This is a genomic window from Rhodopirellula baltica SH 1, assembly GCF_000196115.1.
GTDB lineage: Bacteria > Planctomycetota > Planctomycetia > Pirellulales > Pirellulaceae > Rhodopirellula > Rhodopirellula baltica.
This window is the reverse complement of the sequence record NC_005027.1, coordinates 1,224,655-1,245,780: the sequence shown is the minus strand read 5'-3', so window position 1 is coordinate 1,245,780 and position 21,126 is coordinate 1,224,655. Positions and strand designations below refer to the sequence as shown.

Sequence of the window (21,126 nt, the reverse complement as noted above, 5' to 3'; positions counted from 1 at the left end):
AGCGCTAACTAAGACGCCTGTCCAAAACTTTGCACCGTGATTCACGGGCATCGGCGTTTGCATCCCGGTCACGTCGCCTGGTAGCGGCCCATCAATTGCGTTTACGAATGGCTCCGGTACTAGCCCACAACGCAAGGAGATTCGCAACCAATGAGTGTCAGAATTCCGGCCATCGAACGCCGAGCCGACGAAGAAGTGATGAAGTGGGTGCATTCTCAAAAAGACCATGACGGGATGTCCACAAAGAAGACAGGCAGGGAATTGGGGCCTTACCTCACCCTGTCACGGGAAGCGGGTGCCGGCGGCAGCGAGTTGGCCCGCAAAGTCGCCGAACGTTTGCACTGGGATGTACTGGACAACGAGATCGTCGAATACATGGAGCAGCACTATGGAACGCCACGCTGCCTCATTCAGCGAGTCGACGAAAAGCACGAGAGCTGGTTGAGCGAAATCCTAACGTCGCGAATTGGTGGGCTCGGGTTTTCGGAATCCACCTACACGCACCGAGTCGCCAAACTCGTCTTGTTGGCCGCATCGCACGGAAACGTTGTCATCGTGGGACGTGGTGCCAAATACGTGCTTCCGAGAGACCGCGGATTGGCGGTGCGTGTGGTCGCCTCTCTTGACGTACGAGTGCACCGAGTGATGAACCAGCAAGGCATCTCTAAGAAGGAAGCTCATCGCTGGATCCTGGAGAAGGATCGGCAACGAGAGAGCTACATTCGAGAGCACTTTCAACAAGACGACACCGATCCGCATCTCTACGACCTGGTTCTCAACGTCGGCGAAGAATCGCTCGATGAAGCGGCCAACGTGATCATCGACACGGTTCGTCGGTGGTCCGACAAGCAACAACGATGAGGTCACATGCCATGAAATACAAGCTGATTTCAATCGACGATTCGGTGTTCGAATCGGAACAAGCGATCGTAACGGTTTGGTGCGAGCCGTCCTGGTTCGATTCGTTGATGGGTCTGAAGGCAGAGTGCCTCGCGTTCATCGGCAGCGATGCGAATTGGGAAAGCATCGACCACGGAGACATCACCCCGCACGAGTTTCGAATGCTGAACCAAATTTGGGCACAACACACACGACCGTCCAACGTGACCAACGAGTAATCATGGCTGTTATCCACATCGCTCCTTCGCAGAGCAACGTCATCGAAGTCGAAATCAACGGAACGCTCTCGAAGCAGGATTGCTCCGCTTTGCTTCCAACGGTGAAAGAGCGAATCGTTCGGTTCGGAAGTGTTCGGATCTTGGTCCACCTCCGCGATTTTCGCGGGTGGAATCTTCGAGCCTTCGATCCTAACCCTGGTCTGGGGCTGCAAGGCGATGAAGAAGTCGAACAAGTCGCAATTGTCGGCGATCGACGTTGGGAACATGGCATGAGTTTGTTCTGCCGTCGCTTTCGTACCGTTGGACTTGAATACTTCGAACCTGACGAATTGAACGTCGCCCGTGCCTGGATCCAGGCTTGCTGAATGGTTCGATCGCCGAGCCACTGACGTGGATTTGTTCGCGAACCAGCGATACGCAAGCGTACCGACGCAACCTGCAGATTGTTGCAGAGAGGGTGATGCGATTTGCAGATCGCGTGCGGCGTCCCAGAAATGCTTTTCCAAACGCAAGTGTCGTTTCCCCCGCGAAACCCGCCAGTTTTGCAAGCAATGCGTTAATCTGACGCGGACATTTCGAGCCTCGGCACGGCTCGTGCTTTTGGTTGGTCCGACCAGTCCAAATGCGTTTGAACCGCAGTCCTTGCACAATCAATTCCTTGAAATGATCTCAATCATCCGTTCCATGCTCAATCGATCGATCCCCATCCTGATTTTCGTGGTGATTCCATGTGCCTTCCTCGGATGCGACACGATGTCTGGATCACGCCCGGCACAAATCATCAGCGGTTCGCATCCGTCGTCCCATAGCAAACAACATACAACGACCGGGCAAGCAAATTCGCACCACAACGAGTCTCACCATGGCTCAAGCGAACCGGAAGTGACGAACGCTCACCATGCAACCGGCGAACATCACGCTCAGCACAAAATTGTGGTGACGAGTCCTGTTGCCCGAGACGTCACGCTAACGCGGCAATACGTCTGCCAAATTCATTCACGGCGGCACATCGAAGTGTGCGCTTTGGAGGGTGGATACCTCAAAGACATCCATGTCAATGAAGGCCAAGCCGTTACCAAGGGCCAGACAATGTTCCACATCCTGCCGACCATTTACGAAGCCAAGCTGGACGCCGACATGGCGGAAGCTCAACTCGCACAAGTGGAGTTTGACAATACCAAGAGCTTGGTTCAACAAAACATTGTTTCCACCCAAGAGCTCAAGTTGGCAGAAGCTAAACTCGCGAAAGCGGTTGCGAACGTCAAACTGGCACAGGCCGAAATGAACTTCGCCAACATCAAAGCTCCTTTCGACGGAATTGTTGATCGTTTACAGGAACAGGAAGGCAGCTTGGTCGAAGAAGGCGCGATGTTGACGACCATGTCCGACAACAGCGTCATGTGGGTCTACTTCAACGTCCCCGAATCCCGCTACTTGGAATACCAAGAAGCCATGAATGCGGGCCAGAACCAGGATGCGTTGGATGTGCAATTGCGATTGGCCAACCACAAGATCTTTGACCAACCAGGCAAGATTGGTGCGATCGAAGCGGACTTTGATAGCGAGACCGGCAACATCGCATTCCGGGCCGACTTCCCCAACCCAAACGGACTGCTGCGGCACGGCCAAACGGGAACGGTGTTAATCAACCAAGTGGCGAAAAACGCGGTCGTGATTCCTCAGCGAGCAACCTTTGAAATTCTGGCCAAGAAGTACGCCTTTGTCATCGACGTAGACGACATCGTGCACCAACGGGAAATTGTGATCCAAAACGAAAAGGATGACATCTTTCTTATCTCTGAGGGTTTGCAACCGGGCGAGAAGATCGTGCTCGAGGGCATCCTTCAAGTCCGTGACGGCGAGAAGGTGGAGTACGAGTATCGGGATCCAGATACCGTGCTCGGCAATCTGAAATATCACGCTGAATAGTCGCCGCTCCATGCTGACGACCATGTCGATCCTGACTTGGTAGAGATCGCAATTGCACCTTTCAGAGGCTTCCGCCGAGACGACAACAAACGGCAAGTGCCCACCTTAATCACACCCCGCGAGCTTCTGTTACCTGCTCGTTCAACCAGCCATTCTCTCGCGTTCACTCGTTTCGCAACATGTTCGAAAAATTCCTTCACCGGCCCGCGCTCGCCATCGTCATCTCGTTGCTGATCCTGTTCATGGGCGGCCTCGCGATCAACGTGTTGCCGATTTCGCAATTTCCATCCGTCGCGCCACCGAGCGTTCGCGTTTCGGTCTCGTATCCCGGTGCAAGTGCCAAGATTCTGATCGACTCAACGATGGTGATCTTGGAACAAGCCATCAATGGTGTTCCCAACATGCGTTACATGCTCAGTGACGCGACCAGCGCCGGCGAAGGAACGATCCAGGTCATCTTCGAACCGGGAACTGATCCGGACGTTGCCGTGATGAACGTGAACAACCGCGTTCAAATGGTCAAGAACAACCTGCCGCCAATCGTTGAACGCGAAGGCATCATCGTGATGCAGAACATGAGCAGCATGCTGATGTATGTAAACGTGTTCAGCACCGACGAAAACGTCGACCAGAACTACCTCTACAACTATTCCACCGTCAACATCCTCAACGAAATCAAACGCATCCCCGGTGTGGGCTTCGCATCGATTTTGGGCAACCGCTCGTACGCCATGCGAGTGGAGTTGGATCTGGACCGCATGCGGGCCTACCACATCGACGCAGAGGACGTGATGGAAGCACTTGCTGAACAAAGCATGATTGGCACGCCAGGACGACTTGGCCAGGCAACCGGAACGACGTCGCAAACGCTCGAGTACGTGCTGACTTGGGTTGGACGATACACGACGCCAGAGGAATACGATCAGATCATCTTGCGAGCGACTCCCGAAGGCGAAATCTTACGTCTAGCGGACGTTGCCACCATCTCGCTGGGTTCGTCCTTTTATGACCTGTACTCTGACATTGACGGACTGCCTGCCGCGGCAATCGTCCTGAAGCAAACGCCAGGATCCAACGCCGCCGAAGTGATTGAAAAGGTCAAGGCAAAGGTCGAAGAGATCAAGGAGAAACAATTCCCACCGGGGATGGATTACGCGGTCACCTATGACGTCTCCAATTTCCTGGACGCATCGATTGAGAAGGTGCTGCACACACTATTCGAAGCCTTCATTTTGGTTTCGTTGGTTGTCTACTTGTTCCTGGGCGACTTCCGCAGCACGCTGATCCCAACGCTCGCCGTTCCGGTGTCGTTGATCGGCACATTCTTCTTCATGCTGATGTTCGGCATGTCAATCAACCTGATTACCTTGTTCGCACTGGTGCTCGCCATCGGGGTCGTCGTGGACGATGCCATCGTGGTGGTAGAGGCGGTTCACGAGAAGATGCACGCCAAGCATCTCGGCCCCTATCAAGCGACCCGGGAAGTGGTGCAAGAGATCAGCGGCGCGATCATTGCTATCACCTTGGTAATGACCGCGGTTTTCATTCCCGTCACATTCATGACCGGCCCGGTCGGCGTGTTCTATCGTCAGTTCGCGTTGACCATGGCTATGTCGATTGTCATCTCGGGAGTCGTTGCATTGTCACTGACGCCGGTGCTGTGCGCGATGATTCTAAAACCACTCGACGACAACACACCGCGTGGGATTATCGGTCTGTTGAACCGCGGAATGCAAAAGATCGCAGGCAAATATGCTTTCGTTTTGCGGGCTTTGGCGAGTCTTCTTCTCGGGTTTGCGGTTGGTTACGGCGTCTATTCGCTGCTGCACATCGAACTCGTCCACGAGGTCATTTCTGAACAGGTGGAACTGACCAACACACGAATTCAAATCATTGCTGTTGTGGTCGCTTTGCTGGCCACATTCTCATTCCGCGCCGCGTTCTCCGGTACTGATGGCACCGCGAAAAAACGAAGTCCAATCGGATTGTTCCTGCATGGGTTTGACCGCAGCGTTGAATCGGTGACCGGCGTCTACGCAAGATTCCTTCGTCATATCATCAGTCGCCGAGTGGTGACGATCGCAGTGATCGCCGTTTTTGGATATGGAATTCTGGTTGTCAACCAAGTCCTGCCGACTGGTTTCATCCCGCTGGAAGACCAAGGCATGATCTATGGAATCGTGCAAACTCCACCCGGATCGACGCTTGAGTACACCAATTCAAAATGCCATGAACTGCAACAAATCTGCAAACAGATGGACGAGGTCACCTCCGTTTCGTCAATCGCCGGTTACGAAGTTCTCACCGAGGGCCGCGGATCCAATGCGGGCACATGCATCATCAATCTCAAACCGTGGGCCGATCGCGAGCTGACCTCGCGAGAGCTCATCGAAGAATTGGAAGAACGTGGGACGGACATCGCCAATGTCAAACTCGAGTTCTTTGAACCACCGGCCGTTCCAGGGTTTGGTGCCGCCGGCGGCTTCTCCGTCAACTTGCTCGACAAAACGAACAGCGGCGACTATGCAAAACTCGGGCAGGTGACCGACGAGTTCATGGCTGCACTGGGCAAACGTCCTGAACTGAAAGGTTTGTTCACGTTCTTCGCTGCTAACTACCCACAGTACGAAGTCATCATCGACAACGACGTTGCGATGCAAAAAGGTGTCTCGATCAAGGACGCGATGGACAACTTGTCGATTGTCATTGGAAGCACGTGGGAGCAGGGCTTCGTTCGATTCGGCCAATTCTACAAAGTCTATGTCCAAGCCCAACCGAAGTTTCGTCGCTACCCAGAAGACCTCGACAACATGTTCGTCAAGAACGAAGGCGGGGAAATGGTGCCGTACTCGGCTTTCATGCGAATCGAAAAGAAGCAGGGACTGAACGAGATCAGCCGATACAACCTCTATCCAACCGCACCCATTCAGGGAGCCCCAGCCGCGGGCTACAGCAGTGGCGAAGCGATCGCGGCTATCAAACAGGTCGCTGCGGAAACGCTGCCAAACGGTTTCGACATCGACTGGCAGGGTTTGTCATACGACGAAGCCAAATCGGGAAACACGGCGGTCTACATCTTCTTGATCGTGGTGATCTTCGTTTACATGGTTTTGGTTGGCCAATATGAGAGCTTTATCATTCCTTTGGCCGTGTTGACATCACTACCCGTCGGCATCTTCGGATCATTCGCGTTCCTACAATCCATGGGTTTGGCCAACGATGTGTACTGTCAAATCGGTTTAGTGATGTTGGTTGGCTTGTTGGGTAAGAACGCCATTTTGATCATCGAATTCGCCGTTCAACGTCGCCAGGAAGGACTGAGCATCATGGAAGCGGGCATCGAGGGAGGCAAACTTCGATTCCGGCCCATCCTGATGACATCATTTGCGTTCATCGCCGGTCTGATTCCGTTGGTCCGCGCCACCGGCCCTGGTGCGATCGGAAACCGCACCATCGGAACCACTGCTGTCGGTGGCATGTTGCTCGGCACCCTCGTCGGCGTCCTGGTGATCCCAGGCCTATATTACCTGTTCGCCAAAATAGCGGATGGTCGTTCTCTGATTCGAGATGAACATGACGCGCCACTCAGCGAGATCTTCGAGCGTGAGCACTGAAGCACCGTTGGATGGCCATCCCATACGAACATTCCTCATAGACATTGCAATCAGAAAGGTCCTTGCAGGTTTCAGAGCCAGAACGACTGATCTGCAAATGTTGGCACAATCGCGAAGGCATGGCCGATGCGTCCAATGAGCGTTTTATGAGAGACGATATTGAAGCTACCAGACTAACAGCATTCGGCCCGCCAGCCAATCTTGGCGGGACGCCTACTGGTTAATCAAAACGGCCATCGAAACCAATCGGCAGGACGCCGATTCCAGTCAGTTCAGCAAGGACGAACATGAACTTTCCATCGAAGCTTGCCCCACGTTGCAAGTCATCTAAACGCGCCACAATCGCCGCCTTGATTTGCGGATCATTGCTAGCGATTCCGGGCTGCGGTATCCCTTGCTTGCGAGGCTACAAGCCGGGACCGTCGATGCCTCAGCACTACAACTGGAATAATGGCACCGACTATACCCAACCAACTGTGTCGAAGAGCATGCCCCAGTTCGAAACCGAATCAGGTTCGCTAGTCGAAACAGCCTCCTTCATCGAGACGCGAAACTCGCAAGCGATTGATCTGGCAAAACAATCGCCGTCGATGAAATCGAAGCCGGTATCACCCAAGTCAGACGACGAAGACAAAACATTCGCAAACTACATCAAGTCGACTGACCTCTCAGACGTGAATTCACCAGCCGACCAAAACAAGACCAATAAACTGAACGCAAGTTCCACCACATTGGTGAATGTTCAGGTGGATGCCAGCGACGACGCGCAGATTGGCGAACCAGCGGAAATGATCGTCTACGACGAAGCCGACCTGAACTTTGGCATTTCGACGTACCAAAACTCGGCCCACCTGCCGCAAAGTATCTTTTACACCGATCCTTACCTGCTGGACCTGATCAATCAAGCATTGGTTGGCAACCAGGAACTGAGAATCCTTTCTGAAGAGATCCGAATTGCATGCAACGAAACCTACGCAAGAAGCGGTGAGTATCGTCCCTTCGTCACCGCGGGCGTCGGAGCCGGCATCGAAAAATCAGGCCGCCACACCCGCGATGGCGCAGTGGAAGAACAACTAGAAGTCGTGCCGGGCAAGGGGTTCCCTGATCCGTTGCCTGACTTCTTGGTCGCCGCAAATGTATCGTGGGAAGTCGATATCTGGAAACGACTGCGCAACGCTCAAAATGCCGCTGCGATGCGATACCTGGCGACGAAGGAAGGGCGGAACTACGTTGTTACCCGTTTGGTCGCGGAAATCGCCGAGAACTACTACGAGCTGCTTGCTCTCGACAACCGAATGCAGACGCTTCAAAAGACGATCGATATCCAGCAGCGTAGCCTCGACATATCCAACGCGATGAAGGAAGCCGGACGAGGCAATCAACTGGCCGTCCAACGTTTTCAGGCCGAAGTGCACAAAAACGAGAGCGAACGTGCGGTCATCGCTCAAGAAATCGTCGAAACGGAAAACCGAATCAACTTTCTGGTCGGACGTTATCCCCAGCATGTGGACCGAACGGAAGTCGACTTTATCGACCTGAACATGCAAACGCTCAGTGCCGGCGTCCCATCGGAATTGTTGCAAAACCGAGCCGACATCCGCGAAGCGGAGCGCCGCGTCGCCGCAGCTGGATTGGACGTCAAAGTCGCACGGGCTCGCTTTTATCCCTCCCTCACTCTGACCGGCGGATTGGGTTGGAACGCATTCGCAACTGGATATCTGTTCCGAACACCAGAGTCGTTGATCTACAGCGTTGCGGGTGACATCGTGGGTCCGCTGATCAACAAACGTGCCATCAAAGCCGACTACCAGACAGCGAACGCGGTTCAGTTGCAAAGCATTTACAACTACCAGCAAACCGTCCTGGAAGCACACGTCGAAGTTGTCAATTTGGTTTCAAAGGTCGACAACTATCGAAACAGCATCGAAGTCAAGAAGAAGCAACTTCAGTCGCTGGAAGAGTCCGTCGACAGTGCCGGCAAACTGTTCCAAAACGCTCGTGCGGAATACGTCGAAGTGTTGCTCGCTCAACGGGAATTGATGGAAGCCAAGATGTTGTTGATCGACACCAAGCAAGAAGAACTCAGTGCGATCATCAACGCTTACCAAGCCCTCGGTGGTGGTGGCTTCTGAGCCCGAGCGGCGACGAATCTCGCGAATCGGTACGAGCCAGATGAGCGTTCGCACCGTTCGCGAGAAGCAAGCGAAACAAAAAGCCATTCGCCTTCTTTTGGTGCGGCGATACCATCGATGGCTTCAGTGTTCACGACCATATCGACAAACGACGGGGTTCGATAAACGCTAGCCAATCAGAACTTCTGAGACTCGTCTGGCCCTGGGCTTGCATACGCTGGATCTTTGGCTCGGATCAAAACTTCGCCATCGTCTGTCATCCGCACTTCCAGCGGGACGATCGTCACTCCTTGCTCGTTGATGGTTTGAGCGTTGTCGCCGAGGTCGCGACCCTCGATGCCATCACGCTGAACGGGAGGAACATTGGCGTTGAAAAATGCGGTGCACCACCACTTTCCATCTTGGGTTTGAAAGGGAGTCCCGTGTCCGAGGAAGCGGCCCGCGAATTTCCGAGGTCCGTAGGGACCAGTGATTTTGTCGGCCACGCTGTAGTACAGATTGTAAGAACCCTTGCGTCCTTCGTCGGTTGACCAAGCCGTTCCAAGATGAACGTATTGTCCGCCGACCTTGATCATCGTGGCGCCTTCGTGACCGATTCGACGGATGGGGGTTCCATCCGGCCCCGGGCGTGTTCCTGATGGATCGATGCGAACGGGTTGGGCGGCGTAACCCGAGAGGTCCTTGTTGAGCGGAGCAACGGAAGTGTTCTGCCACAACATCCAAACCGTTCCATCGTCATCGGTGAACAGCGACGGATCATGACGAGGTCCCATCTTGCCCTTCATCGGATGCGTCCAAGGCCCCGAGAGTTTCTCGTCCTTTGAAAGCACAAAACTGGAGTGCTGCTTCGGGCAATGCACCAACGCCCAACGTCCCCGATCCCCCAGGCTCGGCATCCAATGAACCTCGGGTGCCCAGATCCTGTCTTTCGCTGCCCTTCGTCCCTGCATTGCCTTCCAAGTGTCGCCGGTATCGAAGATCACGCCGAGCGATTCCCACTCGACGAGATCCTTGCTGCGATATGCACGCACCTGACTTCCCACAATGCTCTGGTCACCCAGACCGATGTTGTAGGGATTCGATTGTTCTCGAGGGTCACCTTCGTTTGGCTGCGTCCCTGTGAGATAGAAGTATCCGTCAGGCCCTGATGTGATATACGGATCGCGAATCCAGCCTGCCTTGATGAACAATGCCCGGTCGTGAGACTGCAACCCCGCGCGAATGGTCTCCGCATCCATGACCGGTCCTGGAACACGATCGGTTGGAACTTCGACAAAAGCCGAGTCAGGAAACTGGTCCGCCTTGCTCTCATCGATTTTTGCTGTACGCCTCTCGGTGTCATCCGCCATGGCAACTTTCATGTCCGAATTCTGCGGCTTCGACACGTTTGCTGACAAAGTCGATGCCTCGCGCGGCAGCATGATCGGACCGGACGCATTGATTGTCGTGCAGTTGTTATCAGATCCTGGAGATTCACCTCGCTTCATGTTTCCGCTCGCGCCGGAAGCATGCAACGGTTGGCGATCAGCCGTCGGATGCTTGGGAACACTGTCGCCGGTTTCCTTCTTCCACTGGTCCAGCAACGTTCGCATTTGTTGCAGCGTTGTTTGATGTTCCGGCCTCGCAGCCAAATTGACAAACTGATTTGGATCTTTGCCGACGTGGAAAAGCATCTCGGCCGGCTGCGGCTTTTGGGTCAGCAACGCTTGAGCGTCGGTGAGCTTGCCAGCCTTGGCGGCTTCCCACAATTCACGTGCGGCAGCGAAACTGTACGTCGCACTCTCGCCCGACAAGTTGTGGCGTTCCGGCCAAGCGTTCCAGATGTAGAGCCAGTCGCCAGCTCGAACGGCTCGCTCGTGGTTTTGAAACACGTGCCAATTTCGCTCTGCAAACGCGACCTCGCGAGTGATTGCATTCGGATCGCCAAGGACGTCCACGGCACTGACTCCTTGCACCGTTTTCGGACACGCAACGCCGGCGAGTTCCAGGATTGTGGGTGCGAAGTCAATCGAACTGACGATGGAGTTCGTCCGCCCGTTCACTACGTTTGGTCCGGAAATGATCAGCGGGGTTTTGATTCCACTGTCGTACAAGTAAGTCTTGCAACGCGGAAACGGACGGCCGTTGTCGCTGCAATAGATGATGTACGTGTTATCCAGAATCTTCTGGCGTTTCAGTTCTTCCAACACTTGCCCAACGGCGTGGTCGGTGCGAGCGACCTCGTGGTAGTACCCCGCCAATTGATCGCGTGTGACTTCACCGTCAAACAACATCGGTGGCACGCCAATCGATTTGGCGTCGAACTTCGGAGCGTCTTCGTTTGGCGTGAATGGAGAGTGAGCGTCGTGCGATGCGAACCAGCAGAAAAACGGCTGATCCGTCGGCCGGTCGCGAAGATGCGACACCCAACGCTCGCTACCGGCCGGTTTGCTATCCGTGCTCACATCAAAGCCCAACGCATGGGGGTCGGCCATATGATTCTTTCCAGAGATCACCGTGTGGTACCCCGCCTCCCGCAACGATTGAACGAACGTTCGTTGCGTCTCCGGCAAAGTCGTGTGCAATTCCGGCGCACCCGTGTTGTGTGGGTAGCGGCCCGTGATCATTGAACAACGACTCGGTGAGCACGAACTGATCGTCAGATACGCGTTGTCGAAGACAAGTCCTTTCGAAGCGAGGCGTTCAAGATTTGGAGTTGGAACGAACGCATTGCCGTAAACGCTCAAGTCATCCGGGCTGATGTCATCGGTGAGCACAAACACAAAGTTCGGTTTGCTCTTGCCGTCGCTTGCCGCTCCGCTCTTCTTCTTCGCCGGCCCACCGACCGCCGGTCTTGTTGCCTCGACATTGTGGTGCAGCACCTTTCCCGAAAAGCGATTGGGCGAGGAGTAATCTCCCGCGGCAGTTCGCTCATCAAACCCAATGCTCAGTCCATCGACCGGTTGTGCGGGAATCAATCCGGGCGAACTCGTCGAGATCGGTTCGTCACCATCGATGGTCAACGTCATACGCTTTGCCGACAGCGTCGCGGCAAATTGAACTTGTCCGCGGACGGTGGCCGTCCCCATCAATCGTTTGACTTTCCCATCCACCCGAACATCGAATGCCGGTTTGCCGTCGACGAAATGCAAAGCGTAGCCATGCTGGATACCACCTTGAGCCATCGCAACGCCGCTCGGATTGTCCGCCTCAATCTCCACGGTCAACGTCAGCGTTCGATTCGCAATCAACGGCGATTCAGTTTCCTTTGTTGCGGACGTCGCTTTCTCGGTGCCAGCGTACGGCTCCCACGTCACACCGACTCGTTTGGCCCACGCTTCCCACCGGGACACCATCGACGCCAAACGCTGCGGATGCTGTTCAGCAAGATTGTTGAGCTCACAACGATCTTCCGCCAGATTGTAGAGTTCCCATGTCAGCTTCTCCGGCATTCGCTTCGAATAGACAATCTTCCAGTCTCCTTCGCGCAGAGCATGTGCCGCTTGGTGATCAAACCCAATTTCACGATCAGCCGATGTTTCGCCACGCATCACGGAAAGCAAGCTTTTTCCTTCCAATGGCTGGATCGAATGTCCGGTAAAGGAGGTCGGATACTCCCCTCCGGCTGCTTCTAACACAGTGGGCAAGACATCCATCATATGGGCAGGCTCGCGAACCCAATCGTTCCGTTTCGCGATGCCCTTTGGCCAATGCGCGATGAACGGCGTGCTGATGCCGCCCTCGTGCGTGAAGTGCTTGTACATCCGAAACGGCGTGTTCCCAAGGTTCGCCCACGCGCTCCCATACGATTGATGAGTCCCGCGTCTGCCGATTTCTCGCAATTGCTCACCGGTTCGCAGGAATGTGTCACCGCGTCGTGAAACGCCGTCGAAACCAAACGGCCCCCATTCGTAACAAGCACCGTTGTCGCTCAAAAACAGAATCAGTGTGTTCTCGAAATCACCGGTGTCTTTCAGGTGCTCGACAATTTGACCGACGCCGCGATCGACGCCTTCGACCATCGCTGCGAACACGGACATCCGACGGGCGAGATCCTTTTGACGATCGGGTTCCAATGAATCCCACACCGGATTCTGTTCTCCTGCAAACCCATTCGCGATGTCGTCCCGATCCTCAGGAACGATTTCTCTCGGTGCCATCTTCCAATGATCGCCGTCAACCAAACCGAGCTCCCGCATTCTCTCGAACCGTTCTTCTCGCAGGACGTCCCATCCGCGTGAATAGATCGGCTCGTACTTGTCCGCTCGTTCCGATGGTGCTTGCACCGGGAAGTGCGGCGATGAATGTCCAAGGAACAGAAACCATGGCATGTTGGTCGATTGCCCCTGCCGAATAAACTCGATCGCGTAATCGTTGAAGACATCGGTAGCGTAGAACTGATCCGCCGGTGGATCGATTTCTTTGACGCGATTCTCGGGCAACCGGATGTAGTAGTCAGCGTCGTATTGATCATGCGAATGATCGTTGGTGTAGCCATAGAACTCGTCAAAACCACGTTTGATCGGTCCAGTTTTCGGATGCATGTGCCACTTACCAACGTAGTAGCAACCGTACCCTTCCGGCTTCAGCACTTCGGCCATCGTGACGCAGTCGTCGCGAAGCCGACCAAGGTAACCCTGCCCTCGAGTCCGGTTTGGTTCGCGAGTTGTAAAATCTCCAATGCCTGCCTGAGTTGGATACAGACCGGTCATCAAGGACGCGCGGCTGGGACAACAACGTGCCGAGTTATAAACCTGGGTCAGCTTGACGCCATCTGCCGCAAGTGCGTCGATGTTTGGGGTGCTGATTTCGCCGCCGTAGCAACCGAGATCGGAATAACCCAAATCATCGGCCAACACGACGATAACGTTCGGCCGTTCCTGAGAAGATACGTCACCGGCAAAAACCGCCAAACAACCAAGTACCGATAACAGCGCCCGAAAAACGGAAGGCATAGAACACCTTACTTTCGTGGAATACATCGCGAAACGAGGTGCATACTCTACCACAAGGCAGCAACGACTGAGCAACCAGACGAGAACCCGACTTGAGATTGAACGTCACCCGACTTTCTTCTCAAGACTCGTATGCTTGGCGGGAGTGTTTCGCGAATGATTCAGGCTCAGCCCCATCGTCCTTTCGCCATCAAGCTCGGGTCCACAAACCGGATCGATCGAATTTTCTGATTGGCCGGATTGATCTTGGACGCAGCGACCGCCAACTTTCGTCTCTAGAGGTTGTGCAGTTTTCCGATACCGCTTTTCAACAGATATCCACCTGGCATACCTCTCCCGAAACGAAGTTTGGCGAGAGTGTCGAGCGACGCCTTTCAGACGTACACGAGGGTGATGGCCGTGCGTGACATGTGACGTGCGTTTCCCTCCCCAGGAAAGCTCGCTTGAATCGATCGCGGCGGAAGAAACCGATGCAAGCTTCTCGAACAAGATCTTCATTCGATGAACGCAGTGATGCATGAAATCGATCATCCAAGTTGCGATCGACGTCACCCGAAACAACAGTCTATTGACCTTGCAGCAACATCAGTCGCGTCCCCCATTGCCTCGAGCTCATCTGCTAGACTGCCACTCGACTTAGAGACGTCGTTCTCCCCGTACACGTCTACAAAGTCGCCTTCTCTCTCGCTCGCTCCATCATCCCCACGAGGCGTGTTTCGATGTCAGACAACAAAGGTGTTGTGTATCTGGGTGCCGGAAAGGTCGATGTTCAATCGATCGACGATCCCAAACTGGAACTCAGCTACCGAGGCAAAACTCGGCAGTGCCACCACGGAGTGATCTTGAAGGTCATCTCCACAAACATTTGCGGATCCGACCAACACATGGTTCGCGGACGCACAACCGCCCCGGCCGGCATGGTGCTCGGGCACGAGATCACGGGCGAAGTCATTGAGGTCGGCCGTGACGTTGAATTCATCAAGAAGGGTGACATCTGCAGCGTCCCGTTCAACATCGCTTGCGGTCGATGCCGTTGCTGCAAAGAAGGCGACACCGGAGTTTGTGAAAACGTGAACCCTGATCGCCCCGGCGCAGCGTATGGCTACGTCGACATGGGCGGCTGGATCGGCGGCCAATCACGATACGTCATGGTTCCCTATGCGGATTGGAATTTGCTGGCGTTTCCCGACCGTGATCAAGCTCTCGCGAAAATTCGCGACTTGACCATGTTGTCGGACATTTTCCCGACCGGTTACCACGGTGCATACACCGCGGGGGTGACCACCGGCAGCACCGTGTATGTCGCAGGAGCCGGCCCGGTGGGTCTTGCTTGTGCTCACGCGGCCCAGTTGCTTGGAGCAGCGGTTGTGATCGTTGGAGACATGGTGGAAGAACGACTCGCACAGGCACGCTCGTTTGGTTGCGAAACGGTTGACCTCAAAACCGATGCCTCGCTGCCTGACATGATCGAACAGATCCTGGGTTCCCGAGAAGTCGATTGTGCCGTCGACTGCGTTGGATTCGAAGCCCGCGGCCACGGTGGTGATTCAGGCGTCGAAAAACCCGCCACGGTGCTCAACCAAGTCATGGAAGTCACCCGGGTCGGAGGCGGCGTTGGGATCCCTGGTCTGTATGTGACGGACGATCCAGGCGGGGTCGACGAAGCCGCCCGAACCGGCAACCTATCGCTCCGAATCGGTTTGGGTTGGGCCAAGTCCCTGCACTTCACCACCGGCCAGTGCCCCGTGATGAAGTACAATCGAGGCCTGATGATGGCGATTTTGCATGACCGATGCCAGATCGCCAAAGCGGTCAATGCAACGGTGATTTCGTTGGACGATGCCCCTCAAGGCTACGCCGATTTCGACCAAGGCGCCGCGAAAAAATTCGTGCTCGACCCACACGGCGTCCTGGCTGCTTCCACTTAAGAAACGCCGGGCCTGATCGAACCAACAACGAGGGTGGATGCGACACACTGCATCCGCCCTCGTTTCGTTGATGCATGATTTGATTCAACCAATCGTTCCAATCGCTTTCGCGGTAGCCAATCCACACCAAGGGTCCTGCTAAATCCAACGCTGCAATTTGCGAAGAAAGACAAAACGCTGGAACCTCCATGGAATCCTCACTGCTGCATCCCACGTTGCTTCCGGCGACACTGGACGACTACGATTGCACCGAAAAAACAGCGCCCTGAACGCCGCAATTTTGTGCCAGGGATCATACTAAATCGCACAGCCATTAGGGAAAAATCCTTTGCCACTTCTATCAAACTGGAATCAATCAGACTGGATCGCACTTGCTGCCGTAATTGTCGCGATCTCCTCACCTTACATCCATGCCTACCTGAACCGTGTTAAGCTCAAAATTGAAAACAAAAACCAACATGGACTCACCTACCAACCAAAGTCAGCAAAAATCCAAAAAACATCCCTGAAACATGTCCGCCACCTCAAAATCTCGACGAATCGCACGATTGCAGCAGAGAATGTATTCGTATTTCTTGAGCGAGTAGAAATGCTGGATAAGAACGAGGAATGGAAGACAGTTTTCAACGATGGCAGACTTAGTTTGAAGTGGCAGTATGAGCAAGATGGAGGAAAACGCATTGGTCCATATGTGTTCTGCAATCTGGTTCGAATGACAAAAGGACAATCACTTCATTTTGTTCCTCAACATGACACTGCAAGCATGGCCGATGTTTCGATTCCGTCGACAGGAGGATCGATGCGGGCATGGGTCCAGGCGGTCGGAGACAATGGAGAGTCTCCTGTATACTTGTTAAAAATCGAATACAAAGGAGGTTGGGCTGAAACGAACGAAGAATGGGCCCAAATCTTGACGGTCAGCGGACCAACGCCTTGTAGTGGGCTCCCATCTGACAAATAGAGAAGACGAATTAGTTTTCCTACAAACGACGTTGACATTGAGCCGGCACCTTCAAATTCTGATACAACCGTGTCATGAGTTTAAACGCGACACATCATTCATCGGCGAAGCACTCGCTGCAATTACATTCAAGACGTACTAGTTGCTGAATGATGGATGACGGCTATGTTAAACGCCCCACCAGCACATCGAGCCTACCTGGGTCCGCCACGCATCTTCGGCGCATTGAAGTCGATGCAACTTCATAGCGATCTACTCGTCAGAACATCTTGTTCTTGTCGCGTTTGGCGGATCACGTCTAGCGCGTCAACATGGTCGATTGGAACTCCGGACACCGTGTGGACACTCGGCGAACATGCTGTTTTCTTCTCAGACGGCAGAAGATTTCCACGTATCTTCATGCATCAACAAATCGTTTTGATAAACTGCACGTCAAGATTTAGGCAGTGCCGCTCGCCCGTTGATTTGCGGGCTGAATCGTGTGTCATGTGTTTGAAGATTGGCCGACGTGCGTTCGCATTCTTTTTCGCTAGGCAACCGGGCCTAACGGCCGTCGGCTAATTGGTGCAACGATTGTTTTCCCCACAAGGTTGTTGAGTTATGAGAGTTCGTGTCCCGCAGCTCGCTTGTGTCATTGCCGCGATCATTGCGATTCCCGGCGTCGCAGTCGCTCAGTCCTCCCCGGATTCATCGCCAGCCCTGGATCGAACAAGGTTGCCGATCGCCGAGCCGATCGTGAAGCCGATCACGGAACTGGATGTTCGAAACACTCAGCCACCGCCTCGTTTTCAAGTGACTGCGCCGCAGGGGGCTCCCAACGTCGTCATCGTGCTAATCGACGACCTGGGCTTTGGTGCAACTTCGACTTTCGGTGGACCAATCCCCACGCCAACGCTCGATCGCCTTGCCAAGAGCGGCCTGAGATACAACAACTTCCACACCACCGCACTCTGCTCGCCCACCCGTGTCGCTCTGAAATGTGGTCGGAACCATCACACGGCCAATGCTGGCTCGATCATGGAAACGGCCACTGCCTATCCGGGAAACACCGGTGCGATTCCCAACTGCGTCGCACCGCTGGCGGAGATGCTGCGTCTAAACGGATACAGCACCGGCGCGTTCGGCAAGTGGCACGAAACCGCCGCTTGGGAAACCAGCGTTTCCGGTCCTTTTGATCGCTGGCCCACTCATCAAGGCTTTGACAAATTCTATGGCTTCATCGGCGGTGAGACCGACCAGTGGTCACCGTTGATCTTTGATGGCGTGATCCGCATCGATCCTCCACTGAAGGAAGGCTACCACTTCACCGAAGACATGACCGACCAAGCCATCAATTGGATCAAAGCACAGCAATCACTCACGCCGGACAAGCCGTTCTTCACCTATTTCGCGACCGGTGCGACCCATGCTCCGCACCACGTGCCGAAAGAATGGATCGAAAAATTCCACGGTCAATTCGATGCGGGATGGGACAACGTTCGCCAAGAAAGCTACGAGCGTCAAAAGCAATCGGGAATTATTCCTGAGTCGACCCAGCTTCCGCCACGTCCGGAGGACATCAAAGCGTGGGATTCACTCTCCGACAACGAACGAAAACTGTTCGCAAGGCAAGCCGAAACGTTCGCGGGCTTTGTGGGCCACACCGACCACCACATCGGTCGACTGATCGACGCGATCGAATCGATTGGCGAAATGGACAACACACTCATCTTCTTCATCGCTGGCGACAACGGCACAAGCGCTGAAGGCGGCATGGTTGGCATGTTCAACGAGATGACTTACTTCAACGGCGTGCAAGAGAAGGTCGAAGACTTGATCCCGTTGATGGACAAATGGGGCAGCCCGGAAACGTTCCCGCACATGGCCGCAGGCTGGGCGGTTGCGTTTGATTCACCATTCACCTGGACCAAGCAAGTTGCTTCGGACTTCGGTGGAACTCGCAACGGTATGGTGGTGCACTGGCCAGAGGGAATCAGAGAGAGTGGCGGAATGCGAAAGCAGTTCGGCCATGTCATTGACATCGCCCCCACTGTGCTTGAAGCGACATCGTTGCCTGAACCCGAAGTCGTCAACGGCACGCCTCAGACGCCGATCGAAGGGACAAGCCTGCTTTACACCTTCAACGAACCCGACGCTCTCGAACAACACACGACTCAGTACTTTGAGATTTTCGGAAACCGAGCGATCTATCGAGACGGTTGGTTTGCTCGAACGATCCACCGAGCACCTTGGGAAACCGGCAAACAAAAGCCGCTCACGCAAGACGTCTGGGATCTCTACAACGTGCGGGAAGACTTCAGCCTTGCGGTCAATTTGGCGAGCGAACGCCCAGAAAAGTTGAAGGAGCTGAAGGCATTGTTCATGACCGAGGCGGCCAAATACAACGTGTTGCCAATCGACGACCGCGTCCTCGAACGAATCAACCCCGCAACTGCCGGTCGCCCGGACTTGATGGGAGATCGCACGACGTTGAGGTTGTACGAAGGCATGAACGGGATGATGGAGAACACATTCATCAACGTAAAGAACCGCTCCATAACAATCACTGCGGAAATCGAAATTCCGGATGGCGGCGCATCCGGAGCCCTGCTAGTTCAAGGCGGTCGCTACGGCGGTTGGTCACTGCACCTTCGTGACGGAAAACCAGCGTACGAATACAACTGGTTGGGGCTGGAACGTTTCGTCGTCGAGAGCCCGAAGGCAGTATCCGCGGGCAAATCCACTGTCACGCTCGACTTCAAATACGACGGAGGCGGCATGGGCAAGGGCGGTGCTGCCACTCTTTCCGTGGATGGCGATCAGGTCGCTGAAGGTCGCATCGACAAAACGCAAGGCTTCATTTTCTCCGCAGATGAAACCGCTGACGTGGGTCTCGACAATCAAACTCCCGTCGCACTCGGCATTGGTTACGGCCCCAAGGAAACCAAATTCACCGGCAAGATTCACGAGATCGTGGTGGAAGTGAAGTAGGGCAGACCGCAGACGTGAAGTTCCGGCTCAATAGCCCTTTAGGGTTTCGCTCAAGATCTCGTGTAGCTCGGTACGCGTCGCTGCGTTCAGATTCGAGTATTGGTCGGGCACAGTCTCTGCGGTCAGGATGGTCCGCAGTTGAGATATGATTTCTGTTCGCAGCGTTGGCTGCAGGTCGTCAAAGGCTTCTGAGTAGACCAGGAAACTGCACGGGTATCGGAACAACCTGGTTTGTAGATCAAACTGCCGAAGCGATCGCCCCTTCGCATCGATCGGCCCGCGCGCCTCGAACTCATGCACAAACTCTCCCGCACTGTCGATTGGTGACTGCAACGGTTCCTCGTCGCAGAACAAGATTACCTTCAACACTTGGCGTGCGGCTTGGGCGATTTGCATCGACAGCTCCTCCTTGTCTGCTTCGCTGATGCTCTGCCCCTTTGCCTGACGCTGTGCCCGATCGTATTCCAGCTTTCGGACGGTGAAATCTGCTTTGACGAAAACGTTGTGCACACCGGTTTGATGCCCCAGCACCATCAACGCGGCAATGTCACTGGTCGGCAACAAGTACCCGGTCGTGTCAAAGCGATCTTCCAAGTCGGTCACATTGCCACTGCGACGCAGGTCCAACGTGTTGCCACGCAAAAAAGCATTGCCCATGTGTTGCATGGAACCATGGCCGCCAGTCACGTACCAACCGCCCCAACGCTGGGCAAAGGGACTGGAATCACCGGTCACATACGACGGGAACTGGGCGTTGATCCCACCATCATGAAACGGCGAAACGCTGCGGATCATGTGCCCCGGCAATCCATCCGTCATCGACGTCGCATGGCACCCCAAACAGTCATAGTCGGACCGAACAATCTTCGCTCGCCAAGGTTTCATATCAACGGTGTAGAAAGCTGCTCCTAGCTTTGAATCGGCGGTGGAGACTTCGACCAACGAGCTGCCTCGTACCCAACCAACATAAGTGTCATCGTTGAAATAGATGGCTCTGGGATTGGACCGAGAAATGTGCTGCACCTGCATGCTGGTTTTGGAAAACACCAGCATCTGTGATGACACGGGGATCTCCAAAGCCTTCAGCAGCGATTCCAAATGTCCGCGTGGCTTGCCGTAGTCGAGACGCAACTCTTTCGCTTGGATCTTCTCAATAAACCGACTGACTCGATTGTCTTCGACCGTATCAGAGTAAGAAAACGGCGGCTCCTCGATGTCCATCAGCCCTTGCGCGGACACCACAGAAAGGACAGAAAACGACAGCGACCATCCCACAGCCAAAGCCACAACCAGAATGCAATTGATGCGGGAATGATTCATCGTTGGATCGCCAAAGTCACGTGTTTGAATTCGGTTGGTGCTTTCTGCAAAGTTCGCTGAATCTTCGAACCCTTGGGTTGCCGCGCTGTCCGAACCTGCCGGTATTCGCCAGCAACTTCTTGGACAACCCTGAAATACACCTTTCTGTATAGAATACTCTGTGAACACTTTCATGTGAACGGTGTCCATGCAGGAACTCAGCAATTGAGCACTGCAAAGC

At 54.4% G+C, this 21,126-nt stretch carries 11 protein-coding genes; 9 read left to right on the top strand and 2 right to left on the bottom strand.

Translation table 11 applies throughout. The annotated features are described in order from the left end of the window. Positions 1 to 150: 150 nt before the first annotated feature. The 6 genes from RB_RS04695 to RB_RS04670 all read left to right on the top strand — a co-directional run bounded on the left by RB_RS04695 (position 151) and on the right by RB_RS04670 (position 8,793). Positions 151 to 861, top strand: coding sequence for a cytidylate kinase-like family protein (locus RB_RS04695; protein WP_007325942.1), 711 nt, complete (start codon positions 151 to 153; stop codon positions 859 to 861). 11 nt (positions 862 to 872) lie between these two features. Beyond that, the gene (locus RB_RS04690) at positions 873 to 1,118 is read left to right on the top strand and encodes a hypothetical protein (RefSeq protein ID WP_007325943.1); all 246 of its coding nucleotides are present in this window, start codon (positions 873 to 875) and stop codon (positions 1,116 to 1,118) included. Positions 1,119 to 1,120: 2 nt separating this feature from the next. Next, a complete protein-coding gene (locus RB_RS04685; RefSeq protein WP_007325944.1) occupies positions 1,121 to 1,483 on the top strand; it encodes a SpoIIAA family protein in 363 nt (120 codons plus the stop codon). Positions 1,484 to 1,871: 388 nt separating this feature from the next. Beyond that, positions 1,872 to 3,047, top strand: coding sequence for an efflux RND transporter periplasmic adaptor subunit (locus tag RB_RS04680; RefSeq protein WP_231846224.1), 1,176 nt, complete (start codon positions 1,872 to 1,874; stop codon positions 3,045 to 3,047). Between the two features lie 179 nt (positions 3,048 to 3,226). Continuing rightward, a complete protein-coding gene (locus RB_RS04675; protein ID WP_011118819.1) occupies positions 3,227 to 6,661 on the top strand; it encodes an efflux RND transporter permease subunit in 3,435 nt (1,144 codons plus the stop codon). A gap of 287 nt (positions 6,662 to 6,948) precedes the next feature. Beyond that, entirely contained in the window at positions 6,949 to 8,793 is a 1,845-nt protein-coding gene (locus RB_RS04670; RefSeq protein WP_011118817.1) for a TolC family protein, read from the top strand. Between the two features lie 176 nt (positions 8,794 to 8,969). On the opposite strand, the gene RB_RS04665 is transcribed toward RB_RS04670, so the two are convergent. Continuing rightward, positions 8,970 to 13,727 (bottom strand): sulfatase-like hydrolase/transferase, encoded by a 4,758-nt coding sequence (locus RB_RS04665; protein WP_231846223.1) that lies wholly within the window; start codon positions 13,725 to 13,727, stop codon positions 8,970 to 8,972. Positions 13,728 to 14,446: 719 nt separating this feature from the next. Here RB_RS04665 and fdhA point away from each other — a divergent pair. The 3 genes from fdhA to RB_RS04645 all read left to right on the top strand — a co-directional run bounded on the left by fdhA (position 14,447) and on the right by RB_RS04645 (position 19,586). Then, entirely contained in the window at positions 14,447 to 15,655 is a 1,209-nt protein-coding gene (gene fdhA, locus RB_RS04655; RefSeq protein WP_011118811.1) for a formaldehyde dehydrogenase, glutathione-independent, read from the top strand. A gap of 328 nt (positions 15,656 to 15,983) precedes the next feature. Beyond that, complete coding sequence (locus RB_RS04650; RefSeq protein WP_011118809.1) at positions 15,984 to 16,616, top strand: hypothetical protein; 633 nt, start codon at positions 15,984 to 15,986, stop codon at positions 16,614 to 16,616. A 600-nt stretch (positions 16,617 to 17,216) separates the two neighbouring features. Then, a complete protein-coding gene (locus tag RB_RS04645; protein ID WP_011118806.1) occupies positions 17,217 to 19,586 on the top strand; it encodes an arylsulfatase in 2,370 nt (789 codons plus the stop codon). Positions 19,587 to 19,613: 27 nt separating this feature from the next. On the opposite strand, the gene RB_RS04640 is transcribed toward RB_RS04645, so the two are convergent. Then, positions 19,614 to 20,906 carry a hypothetical protein gene (locus tag RB_RS04640; protein WP_231846222.1) on the bottom strand — a complete coding sequence of 431 codons (1,293 nt, stop codon included), beginning with the start codon at positions 20,904 to 20,906 and terminating at the stop codon, positions 19,614 to 19,616. Positions 20,907 to 21,126: the final 220 nt, after the last annotated feature.